This window comes from Pseudozobellia thermophila (assembly GCF_900141855.1).
Lineage (GTDB): Bacteria > Bacteroidota > Bacteroidia > Flavobacteriales > Flavobacteriaceae > Pseudozobellia > Pseudozobellia thermophila.
The window spans coordinates 450,491-464,237 of sequence record NZ_FQYU01000001.1; the positions used below are offsets into that span (position 1 = coordinate 450,491).

Annotated in this window: 10 protein-coding genes; 7 read left to right on the top strand and 3 right to left on the bottom strand. The window is 48.5% G+C overall.

Features of this window, described 5'->3' with window-relative positions; translation table 11 throughout:
* The first annotated feature begins 12 nt into the window (after positions 1 to 12).
* The 3 genes from BUB37_RS01930 to BUB37_RS01940 are packed head-to-tail and all read left to right on the top strand — an operon-like array spanning position 13 to position 2,352.
* A complete protein-coding gene (locus tag BUB37_RS01930) occupies positions 13 to 774 on the top strand; it encodes a prolipoprotein diacylglyceryl transferase family protein (protein ID WP_072987654.1) in 762 nt (253 codons plus the stop codon).
* Positions 746 to 2,140 (top strand): radical SAM protein, encoded by a 1,395-nt coding sequence (locus BUB37_RS01935; RefSeq protein ID WP_072987658.1) that lies wholly within the window; start codon positions 746 to 748, stop codon positions 2,138 to 2,140. Before BUB37_RS01930 ends, BUB37_RS01935 begins: the two co-directional genes overlap by 29 nt.
* A complete protein-coding gene (locus BUB37_RS01940) occupies positions 2,137 to 2,352 on the top strand; it encodes a hypothetical protein (RefSeq protein ID WP_072987661.1) in 216 nt (71 codons plus the stop codon). Before BUB37_RS01935 ends, BUB37_RS01940 begins: the two co-directional genes overlap by 4 nt.
* A gap of 2 nt (positions 2,353 to 2,354) precedes the next feature.
* On the opposite strand, the gene BUB37_RS01945 is transcribed toward BUB37_RS01940, so the two are convergent.
* Positions 2,355 to 4,754, bottom strand: a complete 2,400-nt coding sequence (locus tag BUB37_RS01945) for an outer membrane beta-barrel family protein (RefSeq protein ID WP_170863101.1) — start codon at positions 4,752 to 4,754, stop codon at positions 2,355 to 2,357.
* Between the two features lie 249 nt (positions 4,755 to 5,003).
* On the opposite strand from BUB37_RS01945, the gene lepA reads away from it, so the two are divergent.
* Positions 5,004 to 6,800: a translation elongation factor 4 gene (gene lepA, locus BUB37_RS01950; protein ID WP_072987667.1), complete on the top strand. Its 1,797-nt coding sequence runs from the start codon at positions 5,004 to 5,006 to the stop codon at positions 6,798 to 6,800.
* A 58-nt stretch (positions 6,801 to 6,858) separates the two neighbouring features.
* Here lepA and BUB37_RS01955 read toward each other — a convergent pair whose 3' ends face one another.
* On the bottom strand, positions 6,859 to 7,230 hold the full coding sequence (locus tag BUB37_RS01955; RefSeq protein ID WP_072987670.1) for a hypothetical protein: 372 nt from the start codon (positions 7,228 to 7,230) through the stop codon (positions 6,859 to 6,861).
* A 388-nt stretch (positions 7,231 to 7,618) separates the two neighbouring features.
* On the opposite strand from BUB37_RS01955, the gene BUB37_RS01960 reads away from it, so the two are divergent.
* Positions 7,619 to 9,256, top strand: a complete 1,638-nt coding sequence (locus BUB37_RS01960) for a glycoside hydrolase family 140 protein (protein ID WP_094766500.1) — start codon at positions 7,619 to 7,621, stop codon at positions 9,254 to 9,256.
* Positions 9,257 to 9,522: 266 nt separating this feature from the next.
* A complete protein-coding gene (locus BUB37_RS01965) occupies positions 9,523 to 9,756 on the top strand; it encodes a hypothetical protein (RefSeq protein ID WP_072987673.1) in 234 nt (77 codons plus the stop codon).
* Here BUB37_RS01965 and BUB37_RS01970 read toward each other — a convergent pair.
* The gene (locus tag BUB37_RS01970; protein WP_072987676.1) at positions 9,753 to 11,609 is read right to left on the bottom strand and encodes a cation:proton antiporter; all 1,857 of its coding nucleotides are present in this window, start codon (positions 11,607 to 11,609) and stop codon (positions 9,753 to 9,755) included. The two genes, BUB37_RS01965 and BUB37_RS01970, sit on opposite strands and share 4 nt — an antisense overlap.
* 234 nt (positions 11,610 to 11,843) lie before the next feature.
* Here BUB37_RS01970 and BUB37_RS01975 point away from each other — a divergent pair, with 234 nt between their 5' ends.
* Complete coding sequence (locus BUB37_RS01975; RefSeq protein WP_072987679.1) at positions 11,844 to 13,625, top strand: cation:proton antiporter domain-containing protein; 1,782 nt, start codon at positions 11,844 to 11,846, stop codon at positions 13,623 to 13,625.
* The last annotated feature ends 122 nt before the right edge of the window (positions 13,626 to 13,747 follow it).

Consider the following 13,747-nt stretch of genomic DNA (forward strand, 5'->3'; position numbering starts at 1 on the left):
GCAACATAAAGGATGACTATTCCCTATGAGCCTGTACTGTTCGGCACCAAGGTGAATGTACACCTGGTGTTGGAATACCTGGCCTTTTTCATCGCTTTTAGGTATTATGTTTTCCTGCGGAAAAGAAGCAGGGATCCCATATCGTCGAACAATCGGCTGTCCATAATTATCGGGGCCATTTTTGGGGCCTTGCTGTTTTCACGCCTGGTCGCCTTTTTCGAAAACCCCGTATTGCACGGGCAACAAGGCTGGTTGGCCATCTTAAACAACAAGACCATTATGGGCGGTTTGTTCGGTGGCCTCTTAGGTGTGGAACTCGCCAAAAAGATAATCGGCGAAAAACAGTCATCGGGCGACCTGTTTACCCTGCCCCTTATTTTAGGAATCATCATCGGCCGTATCGGTTGTTTTTTATCGGGAATACATGAGTTTACCTACGGAAAACCAACTTCTTTCTTTATGGGGATGGATCTAGGGGACGGTGTTGCAAGACATCCCATTGCCCTATACGAGGTCGTGTTTATGGTTTTGTTGTTCATAGCCATAAAATATGGCCAAAAGAAATTCGCTCCCCTTGAAAGCGGGACCTATTTCAAGTTTTTTATGGTCAGCTACTTTACTTTTCGATTCCTTATCGAGTTCCTAAAACCCAATACCTTTTACATCGCAGGGCTCAGCAGCATTCAAATATTATGTTTAATTTGTCTTCTTTACTATTTTAAATTCATCCGTCAAGGACTGTCCTATGCCCGAAAAAAATTACGTGTATTATGATTACACTCTAAGCCTTTGTCCTGAGTGTTTAAGAAGGGTGGATGCCAAGATCGTTTTTGAAAACGAAAAGGTATATATGCTAAAGCGTTGCCCTGAGCACGGAGCCTCAAAGGTGCTTATTGCCGATGATATCGAATATTACAAGAACATCCGAAACTATAACAAAGCCTCTGAGTACCCGAAAACCTTTAATACGAAAACGCATTACGGTTGCCCCTACGATTGTGGCCTGTGCCCCGATCACGAACAGCATTCTTGCCTAACCGTGGTGGAGTTAACGGACCGTTGCAACCTTACCTGCCCTACCTGCTATGCCGGGTCATCGCCCACCTATGGTAGGCACCGTACATTGGCGGAGGTAAAATCGATGTTGGATGCCATCGTAAGGAACGAAGGCGAGCCCGATGTGGTACAGCTCAGCGGTGGCGAGCCTACCCTACACCCCGATTTCCTTGAAATTCTGGACTACTGCAAAACCTTGCCCTTTCGCCATTTGATGGTCAACACCAACGGTATAAAAATTGCGAAGGACTTTGGCTTTGCCGAGAAACTGGCCACCTATATGCCCGATTTTGAGATTTACCTGCAGTTCGATTCCTTGAACAACGAGGTTTTACAAACCCTACGCGGGGCAGATTTGGCCGACATTCGTTTAAAGGCACTGGAACACCTAAATAGGCTGAACCTTTCCACAACCTTGGTGGTTACGCTTCAAAAAGGCCTTAACGACCATGAAATGGGAGAGACCATAGACTTTGCCCTTCGTCAAAAATGTGTGCGGGGAGTTACCTTTCAACCTACACAGATCGCCGGGCGTTTAGAGCATTTTGATGTCGATGAAAATCGAATTACCCTCACCGAGGTACGTAGAAAAATACTGGAGCAGTCCCCTATTTTTGAACCCGACGATCTAATACCGGTGCCCTGCAACCCCGATGCCCTGGTCATGGCCTATGCCCTAAAGATAGACGGCGAAGTGAGTCCTTTGACCCGATATATCAACCCCGATGATCTATTGAACGAAGGAAAAAATACGATCATCTACGAGCAAGACGAGCAACTGCACGGAAAAATGATCGCGCTTTTTAGTACGGGCAACTCGGTAGAAAAAGCATCGGAAAACCTACAGAGCATCATGTGTTGCCTGCCCGAAATAGATGCCCCCGAATTGGGGTACGACAATCTTTTTCGCATCATCATCATGCAGTTTATCGATGCCCATAATTTTGATGTCAGGGCGATCAAAAAATCGTGTGTCCATATCGTGAACAAAGACAATAAGATAATCCCTTTTGAAACGATGAACCTGTTTTACAGGGATGATAAAATAAACCGATTGAAAGAACTACAAAACGAAACGCCATGATGAATTTACCCTTGGAAGTCGGAAACCTGGACGGCCTGGTCACCCTCCTCTTTTTAATCATGTTCGGCCCCGCTATTGTTTTTCTTATCATCGGGGTGGTCTTGTTGTCAAAACAGAAAAAGAAGCCCGGCAAAATATTCGTAATCCTTGCCGGGGTCTACCTGCTTATCAGTTTGGGGGTTTGCGGCACTATTCTGATTGGTATGCCATAGCCTTATATTCTACTATCCTCTTCCGTGCTCTTATACTTTTGGTTGTCACGGATTTTCGTGTTGCCGAACTTATACCGGAAGCCCAGGGTAAACAAGCGGTTCTCTCCCCTTCGCAAGGTAGAATTGTCCTGGTCCAGGTATTTTCTTGTGGTATATCGGTTTCCTTGGTTAAAAATGTCGTTGACCCCTATGGATAGACTGGCCTTTTTGTTCCAAAACGTTTTTCGGAACAGGAGGTCCAGGGCACTTAGGGAATCGTACCTCATGTTCCTCGAAAGCAAGGGGGCATAATAGATAAAGCTCAGGTCGGCGGTAAGCGAGCCATCCTTGAGAAAGGAAAAACCGTTATTGGTCTTCATAAACCAGCTGAAGAGTTGGTTTTCGACAGGTACATCGGAATCAAGGCCTTTAAAACGGATTTTCTCTTGGTAAAAACTGGCGAGAAGATAGCAGTCCCAAAAGGAGGTAATGTCTTTGTTCAAGATCAGGTCGACGCCGTAATTATAGTTTCGGTCGACGTTTTTGTGGATAAAGCGCAGCCAATGAAGGTCGTTGTCCTGAAACACGAACTCGCCCAAGCCGTTGACCTCGTTCTTGTAAAACAACTCAATGGTATAACTTTTTTTAAAGGTATATCCGACGGCAGCATAACTCGTGGTAGCGGGCAATAGCTCGGGATTGCCCTCAATGGTCGTAAAGTTGCTCTCAAAGATTTGAAAGGGGTTGATGGAAGCATAGCGGGGCCTTTCGATCCTTCGGTAATAATAGGCCTTAAAACTATGGTCCGAAAGCGGGGTATAATCCATTGAAACGGATGGGAACCATTCCAAATAGTGGTTGTCCCTGCTGTCCTGGCCCAGGCTCCATACCCCTTGGGTATCGGTATATTCGCCCCTGAGTCCGCCCTTTAATCTCCATTGCTTCCATTCGGCATTGATCGAGGCGTATCCGGCAAATATCGACTCGTCGTACTTGAAGGTGCCTGCCCCCGTCGGCGAAGCACCGGGGGTTTCGAGGTCGAACCCCTCTTGCAGCACGATGTTCTTCGAAGCGATATCGGCGTATTTGAGTCCGGTCTCCAATTTGACCGAGCTTCCCAGGGGTGTCGAAAAGTCGGCCCGTAGGCCGTACAAGTTAATATACTGTTCGGTATTAATGCTAAAGTCGTTTCGGGTCAAATATTGACCGTCCAAATCGTAGAAGTCGGTGTCGAGCCTTTGGGCCTCGCTGTTGTCGTAAAAGGTATAATGCCCGTTTAGGGTAATTTCCGCCCCCTTGTCGTTCAGTTGGTGTTCGTAGTCGACGTAGTACGAAGTATTGATTTCCCTTTCCTGTGAACGGTTGTAACTTTCAAAATGCGAGTACAGGCTGTCGCCCTCAATATCCGTTACATTGTTATAGTGCCTTTCGATATCGGGCTGCCAAAGGGTAATGGCCGAAAGGCTTAAATGGCTTTTGTCGCCCAGGTCGTAATCGAAAAAGGCCGAGAGGTTGTGTTGCTCGCTGCGCTTGACGTGGTCTTGTTGGCCCAACCAGGTCGAAAACGTGTCGGGGCCGTCGAAAAAATGGGTGCGGTCGGTGAACTTTACCACCGTTCTCCGGTGTTTAAAATTGTAGTTGAGAGAAAAGCTGGTCTTCTTTCCCTTAAAATAATGTTCGGTGCCCACGGTGTGCTTGGGCAAAATGCCCTGAACGTAATTATTGTAAATGGCCCCGTTGTACCCTGCCACAAGGTTCTTTTTCATTTTGATGTTGATCAGGGCATTGTCTTCGGCACTGTATTTGGCCGGGGGCGTGGTAATCACCTCTATGGCCTCGACGGAGCTGGCCGAGGTGCCGGACAAGAGGTTGATGATGTCGCCTTTGGGCAGATGTACCTTACGGCCGTTGATAAGAACACCTATCTGGCTGCTGCCGTTCACCTGTAACTTGTCGTTGACGATCAATACCCCCGGGGTCCGCCTGAGTACTTCCCAGATCTCGCTATCGGCCAAAGCGGTATTTTCAATATTAAATACCAATCGGTCTACTTGCCGCTCGAGCCTGGGCTTCCGCTGGCTGACCACGACTTCCTCCAATTGCGATGCCGTAAGCAGCTCCAAGGGTTCCGCCTGAAGGTCGCCCTTGAGGTCGATCTTACGCCATTCCGATTCGTTCCCCAAAAAACTGGCCTTTAGAAAATAGGGGCCGGCCTTTATGTTTTCTATGAGGTAATTTCCTTCGTCATCGGTACTGGCCCCATTGACCAAGGTAGAATCCGTAGTCCGGAGCAGCACCACGTGGGCAAAGGCAACGGGCAGCCGTGCCTCATCGTTTACCCTACCCGAAACTGAAAAACTTTGGGAAAATACAGGTAAGCTAAAGAGCAAAAAAAACAAAACGGGGCAAAAACGAGTTCTCAATTTGTCTGTTCGAATGAGCATCAAATCTAATAAACAAGGTAAAATCTTACAAGTATAAATTTATTATATTACAATGAGCAAGGTAACTTTTTATCTATCAATCGCTTAAGCGCTGCCTAATTGCCTTTTAGCCATGCACGCTTCGCTTGAACGGCCTTCTCTTAACGGTTTATGGCCCAAGTGTTTGATATTTAATAAAAACGTAGTAAAATAACTTATCTTTGCGCCCTTAACCGCTGTTCAGCTGCTATGAAGAACATCAGAAACTTTTGCATCATTGCCCATATTGACCATGGTAAAAGTACCTTGGCCGATCGTCTATTGGATTTTACGGGTTCCGTTACCGCCCGTGAAAAAAAAGAGCAACTGCTCGACAATATGGACCTCGAACGCGAACGGGGCATTACCATTAAGAGCCATGCGATCCAAATGGACTATGTGTACAAAGGTGAAAGCTATGTGTTGAACCTGATCGACACCCCGGGCCATGTCGATTTCTCCTATGAGGTATCGCGTTCGATCGCCGCCTGTGAAGGGGCGCTTCTCGTGGTCGATGCCGCACAGAGCATTCAGGCCCAGACCATTTCCAACCTTTACTTGGCCTTGGAGAACGATCTGGAGATCATTCCCATATTGAACAAGGTAGACCTGCCCAGTGCCAACCCCGAGGAAGTGACCGACGATATCGTAGACCTCTTGGGCTGTACGGCGGAGGAAGTAATACCGGCCAGTGCCAAGACCGGCATCGGGATCGAGGCCATCTTGGAAGCCATTATAGAACGGATTCCCGCACCCGAGGGCAACCCCGACGAACCTTTGCAGGCCTTGGTCTTCGACTCGGTATACAACCCTTTTAGGGGCGTTGAGACCTATTTTAGGGTCATCAACGGCGAAATCAAGAAAAACCAGAAGATAAAGTTCGTAGCGACCGATAAGAGTTACTATGCCGATGAGGTGGGTACCTTAAAACTGGTGCAACACCCGAAACAAAGTATAAAGGCGGGCGACGTGGGCTATTTGATCACCGGGATCAAGGACGCCCGTGAGGTGAAGGTCGGCGATACCATTACCGATGCCGACAACCCCACAAAGAATGCCATTGCGGGCTTTGAGGATGTAAAGCCGATGGTTTTTGCGGGCATCTATCCCGTAGACACCGAAGACTTTGAAGAACTGCGGTCTTCCATGGAAAAACTGCAGTTAAACGACGCCTCCTTGGTATTTACCCCTGAGAGCAGTGCCGCCCTTGGCTTTGGCTTTAGATGTGGTTTCTTGGGGATGCTCCACATGGAAATCATTCAGGAACGCCTCGAACGGGAGTTCAATATGACGGTGATTACCACGGTACCTAACGTAAGTTACCATGCCTATACGCGAAAGAACCCCGATCAACCCATCATCGTCAACAACCCCTCCGACCTGCCCGATCCCTCGGGAATCGACCGGGTAGAAGAGCCCTATATCAAGGCGACCATTATCACCAAGGCCGATTTTGTGGGCAACGTCATGTCTTTGTGTATCGAAAAACGGGGCATTATTACCAACCAGACATACCTGACCACCGAACGCGTCGAGCTCAGTTTCGACATGCCCCTGGCCGAGATCGTCTTCGACTTTTACGACCGTCTAAAGACCGTATCGAAAGGCTATGCCTCCTTCGACTACGCCCCGATCGGGATGCGGGTATCCAAATTGGTACGCGTCGATATCCTTTTAAACTCACAACCCGTGGACGCCCTGTCGGCCCTTATCCATGCCGACAATGCCCAGAGCATCGGTAAGAAAATGTGCGAAAAGCTGAAGGAACTGATTCCCCGCCAGCAATTCGATATCCCCATCCAGGCCGCCATCGGTGCGAAAATAATCTCGAGGGAGACCATAAAGGCCCTTCGTAAGGATGTGACCGCCAAATGTTACGGGGGCGATATCTCGCGAAAAAGAAAGCTCTTGGAAAAACAGAAAAAAGGGAAAAAACGCATGCGCCAGGTAGGCAATGTCGAAATTCCCCAGCAAGCCTTTATGGCCGTATTGAAGCTAAACGATTAAAAAAAGTCCCTTACATCTAAGTTTGTAAGGGACTTTCTATTTTCATCGGGCCTATGGCCTATTCTTTCATGGCTATCAAAGCCCCTCCTTTTTCCAAAGTGGTTTCTCCCAGGAGCTCCCCAATGGTGAAGGTTTCGTTATTGCGCACCCCTTCTTCCGCATAGTCCACCTCGTAACCCTCGTCCGTTTTGGTCCAAATAAAATCGGTCTCCCGGTTCACTTGGCCATTGGTCGTATCGGTGTACGCTCCCGTATGGTCCTCCTCAAAAATCCATATATCCTTATAGGTCGTGGTTTCCCCTCCTTCGGGCGTAATACTCGATTCACTCACCCAGGTACCGACGATCGGATCCGTGTCGTCATCATCTTTTGAACAATTGGTAAAGGCGACCATGCTGGCCAAGGCAAGGAATAAAATAGGTTTTTTCATACTAAGTTTGGGTTTTGGTTTGCATAAAATTGAATTACCTCAAAAACGTTGGGAACATTCAAATATTGTAGGAAAATTAACATAGGACTTGCCGTCTTGGGTGAAGCGTAGGCACCAGAAAGTAATAACGTATTGGTAATCAAACGTTTTGTCCCGGGTCGATACGGAAAGTGTTTTTTCTTATGTACGATTTCCTCACGGGGCATTGGGCAGACCTGTCAGTCCTCTTTCGAACAACCCCGCGACTGCCAAAGGAAAAGGACTGCCCGTATGGTGCATGTCGCACCTGATTACCGGATACCATCCCGCTGAGAGCGACCCATCCTTATGGGTAGAGAGGTCCGAATACCGTGCATTTTACTATCTTCATGGTCAAAACCAACTCAAAATGAGGCCCTTTCCGTTTTATCTCCTTTTATGGATTCCTTTTTGTTTCACCATGGGCCAATCTTCTTCGGGGGATGTGGAACAATGGACGACCCTTGAAATCACCTTGGCCTCAAAAGAAGAATACAAGAACCCCTACACCGATGTCGAGGTTTGGGCCCTCTTTTACGATGAGCAAAACCGTGAATTTAAAAGGCCTGCCTTTTGGGACGGGGGCAACATCTGGAAAATACGCTTTGCACCGACTACCGCAAATACCTCGTGGAAGTGGACATCCTTTGCATCCAACAAAAACGATGCTGGCCTGCACGGGCAGACGGGAATTTTTAGGTCCGTTCCCCATTCAGGTACCAACCCATTGCTCAAAAACGGCCTGTTGACCATGTCAAAAGGACACCGGAGCATTGTGCACCATTCCGGAAAACCTTTTCTTATGGTGGCCGACACGCCCTGGGCCATCCCCTTTCGGGCCACAACGGAACAAGTGGAGACCTATGCAAAAGACCGGCAGAAAAAAGGCTTTAATACGGTATTGCTGATGACCTTGCAACCCGACATGAAGGCCGAGGGACCGAACAAACGAAATACCGAACAGGGGTTTAAAAGGGCTTTCAACGACTTGTCGGAAGGCAGCTTGAACCAGATGAACGTCGATTACTTTCAATATTACGATAAGATCATAAACATCCTTATAGCCCATGAAATCGTACCGGTGCACCAACCTGTTTTTCACGGCTTCGGATGGAAGGGGCTCGATGTGCTGGGAAGGACCATCGATCCCAAGGAATATGAACGCTATTGCAAATACCTGCTGGCCCGATACGGAAGCCTTCCTGCCATTTGGCTACTAGGCGGCGACCATAACGGCAAAGACCCCGGTATTCTTGAAAGCGGGGAAATGCTCGAGAAATGGGATTGCTACGCCCAACCTACAGGTATTCATTACAACCCCTGCGACGACTACCTCGCCTCTTGGGCAAAGGAAGGCAGCGACCATTGTTTTCACTACAACAAAAGCCACCAAGCAGAGGAATGGCTCGATTTTCAATGGGCACAGACGGGCCATAACGGCGAACACCTATACCATAAAGTGGAACGCATGTACGCCAACCTTCCTACAAAGGGAAGTGCCAACGGCGAACCTACCTACGAAGGCATGGACAATGGTAAAAAGGGCCTGGGTTGGTGGCAGGGCGAAGAAGCATGGATGCAACTGATGCACGGGGGAACCATGGGCGTGGCGTACGGAGCGGCCACCCTTTGGCAATGGAAGATATCCCCTACCGAGGAAGGCTGGCAGGCGTGGACGGACCAGGCCACTTCGTGGAAGGAGGCCATGCAATTGGAAGGCGCTAGCCATGTAGGCCTTGTAGGAAAAATTCTAAAGGACTACGACCTGACCGATATCGAGAAACGCTTTGACCTCGCCGAAGGCAAGCCCTTGTTGGCCAAGGAAGGCGAGTTGTATATCGCCTACCTCAACGAAGGGGGCTCCATAAAAATTCCCAGTGTGCCCTTGGGCCTGAATTACCATTGGGCAAACCCCAAAACAGGAGAAAAAATGCCGACAAAAACAGTTGGAGACCCCATCTTCACAGCGCCTGACGCCCATCCGTGGGTACTTATAATAAGCAAATAGGGTGTATCGTTCTGTTCTCGCGATAAGAGCAGTCTACCCCGTATAAATTTGGACTTGCCCAAAGGTGTTTTTTTGGGTTTTGGTGTCCGTTTTTTCCGCAATTAAAAGAGGCCGTTTTTTTATCGATCCTTAACTTTTTAAGTATCAATGGCTTCTTGATATTTTAAAGATAATTCTTACATTTTTTCGTTCAACTGCACAATTTCAAACAATTTTTTGGCCTTCTTTCTGTTTTAGTTGTGTTGAATTTAGTTCCTCCAAAACCTATGACAACTTATATTGCCAAATTTATTGCGAAACACGCATCAAGCGAAACCAAACAGCACTCCATCTTTATCTGGCGCCAAGAAAGTGGCGAAATCGATACTGAGCTCTTGGAAGATAAAATTAAGCGGGAGGCGGCGATACCCTTCTATCGTCTGGAACACGAAGACTACCACGAAATCGGTACGGACGAGATATCGGTTACCGTTCTGAAAACAATGCCATTCTCGGGTTAATCCCCTTCATTCGCATCATCGTCGCTATCATCGGCATCAAGCACACGCCCTAAATATACCAATCGGCATCCTCCGTTGATGTCCTCGAATTCGGTACTGAAGGAAGGTATGATCTTAAGGTCGCCGTCAGGGGTTTTTAGAAAGATGGGTACCACGTAATCGTCTGCCTTGGTAATTTCGATAAGCCCCTCGTAGTGTTCCTTGTCCTTTATCTCGATTTCATGGATAATGGGAAACATACGGGCCGTTTCGGTCAGTTTGATAAAATCGTCGGTATGTGAGAAAAGCCCCTCCTTGGGGTTGTTCTCCGGGTCGTTCATTTCGTCGGAGTCGATCAACCTGAACGTACCGTTTTCGCCAAACTGACTGCCAAATTTATCGACCGCGTATTTGTTGATATCGGAGTTGCCGGTAAGGGCCATAAGGTAGCCTACGTCGTTCAGCTCGATGTTGTCGGTCAGGTTGTCGGAATAGATGTTGGCCGTAATGGCCTCTATACCCAATTTTTTGGCCTTCTCGATATTGGTCTGGTTGTTGTCGATGAGCACCACATGGCGGTTGTTCTTTTGCAGGTAGTCGGCAATCAACCTCGATACCTTCGAGGCCCCTATAATTACGATGCCTTCCGATTTTTCCAAGAATACGCCCAGCCATTTGGCCATAAACCGCGCCGTGGAGGCATTGAGCAGAACGGTGCCCAAAACGATCATAAAGACCAAGGGGGTAATATATTCTGCCCCGGGCTCGCCCCTCAAGATCAGTTTAGACCCAAAAAGCGAAGCGATGCCCGCGGCTACGATACCCCTGGGGCCCACCCAACTGATGAACAGCTTTTCCCTAAAGTTCAGGTTGGATCCCAAGGTACTCAAGAACACGCCCAAGGGCCTTACCACAAATACCACGATGCCAAAAAGAACCAGGGTCTTGTAATTGTACAGGAGCTCGAGTTCGGGCAGGTTCATACTGGCCGAAAGCAGGATGAAGAGCATGGAGATCAATAAAATACTGATCGATTCCTTAAAATAGAGCAGTTCCTTGATATTGGGTAACTGGGTATTGCCCATGACCATTCCCATGACCACCACGGCCAACAGGCCCGATTCGTGGGCGAACAACTCGGAAATTACGAAAACCGAAAGCACCACGGACAAAGACACCACATTCAACAAATAATGGGGTACATAGTTCTTTTTTATGGCCAGGGTCAGGGCGTGGGCAAAAGTGAAGCCAAAGGTAAAGCCCAGCAACAACACCTTTACAAACTCCAACAGTCCGGTCTGGGTATACCCCTGTCCCTCACCGATACTGATAAACTCGAAGACCAGTACCGCTACGAGCGCACCAATGGGGTCAATAAGTATGCCCTCCCATTTCAATATGGCCGATAGGTCTTTCCTTAGGGGAATATTTCTGAGAATGGGGGTAATGACCGTTGGACCGGTTACGATGATAAGGGCCGAAAACAAAAAGGAAATCTGCCATGAGAGTCCGAAAACGAAATGGGCAGCCGTACCCGCCATAAAAAAAGTCACCGCACTGCCCACCGTAATCAGCTTGGTAATTACCGGCCCCACCCGGGTCACCTCGGAACGTTTAAGGGTGAGTCCGCCCTCGAACAGAATGACCCCTATGGCCAAAGAGACAAAATGGTAAAGGCTTTCCCCGAGAAAAAGGCCTTCCTTCTCGTTCCAGATAGGTCGGATCAACTTTGTCCCGTCTTCGGTAAACAATGTAGATATCGGCCCCACCAAAAGGCCTATAAGGATAAGGGGCAAAATGGCCGGCAGTTTAAATCGCCATGCCACCCATTGTGCAACTATTCCAAGAATGATTATTCCGGCTAATTCTACCATAAAAAAATTTCAGGCAAGATAGGTTTTAATATAGAAAAAAATCCATCAACGGGAAAAAAACCTTGGGCCCGACCTAAAACAAGCCCTTCCAAATCCAATAAAAATCAAGGCCCGCATTATTTCGACGGCATAGCGCCGCACCCTCCCGCAAATTATCTTTTGCCCCCCCTTGCATGGTAATCTTTATTTGGTTATTTTTTCTACTTAATTTCCTGAACCCCAAAAATTTAACCTATGGAAGAACTTAGTATCGTCAACCTGCTATTGGTACTGTCGGCCGCCTGGATTGGCGGAATAACGGCAAAGCGTATGGGTTTCCCCTCTATTTTGGGGGAGCTCCTTATCGGAATCGTACTGGGTCCTGCCATACTCGGAATTCTCGACACCTCCGAAGCCCTTGATATTCTGGCCGAAATAGGAATCCTCTTCCTTATGGCCTATATCGGAATGGAAATCAATTTTAAGGACCTGGGCAAGGCTTCCTGGGCAGGCCTATTGGCTGCCGTGGGGGGCTTTGTGGTGCCTTTTGCCCTCGGCTACTATACCATCTTGGCCTTTGGGGGCACACAAATAGCCGGCCTGTTCGTCGGTATCGCCGTGGGCGTTACCTCTTTGGCAACAAAAAGCAGGATTTTGGTAGACCTAAAACTTTTGGACACCCGGATAGCCTATGTGCTGATGGCCGGGGCCCTGATCTCCGATACACTGGCCCTGATCATTTTTGCCGGGATCATCGGTTTTGTCGAGGCCGGAAGCATCGATGCCCTGGGCTTGGGCTGGGTAGCGGCCAAGGCCATCCTCTTCTTTGCCTTTTCGGGACTAACGGGGGTGTATCTGTTTCCCGTGATAGGAAAATTACTGGCCAAGGCCCAACTTTCGGGCCGTACGGCGCATTTCAGTATTATGGTCATTATTATCCTGGGCTTTTCCGAATTGGCGGAGCTGGCCGGACTTCACGGAATTTTAGGCGCCTTTATGGGCGGACTCTTTATACGCGATGGCGTGTTTTCAAGACCCGTACTTAAGGAGGTAACCGGGGTCTTTCACGACATTTCAATCGGCTTTTTGGCCCCCATATTTTTCGTTACGGCCGGGTTTCACGTTACCCTCGAGGTCTTTCAGACCGACCTCGCCTTATTGGTTTTGATCATCGTAGGCGCCGTTGTGGGCAAAATCTTGGGGACCACCCTTTTTTACCTGCCCAGCGGATACGGATGGCGCGAAGGATTTACCATTGGTACGGGAATGAACGGCAGGGGTGCCGTAGAGATCATTATTGCGGGTATCGGCCTGCAAATGAACATAATCTCCCAAGAGATTTTTTCCATATTGGTGTTTATGGCCATTTCAACAACCCTTACCGTACCCGTCTTTCTAACATGGACCACCAATTGGCTCAGAAAACGGGGCGAACTCGTAAAACAGGATGCCCGAAAGGGATTTCTGGTACTCGGGGCCAACCCCTTGGGCCTATACCTCTCCAAACAGCTGGCCCAACAGAACGATGTAACCCTGATCGACTCCAATAAAGACCTGGTGAACGAAGCCCTGGCGCAAGGCCTCAACGCCATACACGGAAACGGCCTTAAGGAAGATGCCTTCGAAGCCGCCGATGCCCTGTCCAAACACACCTTTATCGCCTTGACGGGCAACAGTGAGATCAACCTTCTATCGGCACAATTGGCCTACAATTCGTTCTATATACCGAACAGGATAGTGCTGATGTCGCCGGTTGAAAACGGGGCCGGACCCAACCTTTTGGGACACATCGATGCCTCTTCGCTGTTTGCCAACAAAACCGATATGGACTCCTGGTCGTATAAGATCTCAACAGGTGATTTTGAGGAAAGGACGGAAAGGATAGACAAAGAGATCAGCACCAGGGAATGGGTAAAGAAAAACGCAAAAGACCAGGAAGTGCTCCCCATTGTGATCCTCGACGGGCAAGGGATCAAGCGGCCCTTTCATTTCAACGACACGATAAAGCCCGGGGAACAAGTGGTCTACATCCGATGACCGGCATGGAGGCCACCCAGCGACCATCAAAAGGACGTCTGCCACCAAGGCTGGGATATTCCCCCCATAGAAGGGAAACCCACAAATATAACGTTAGGTATATTTATGAAGGGGCGCAGGCT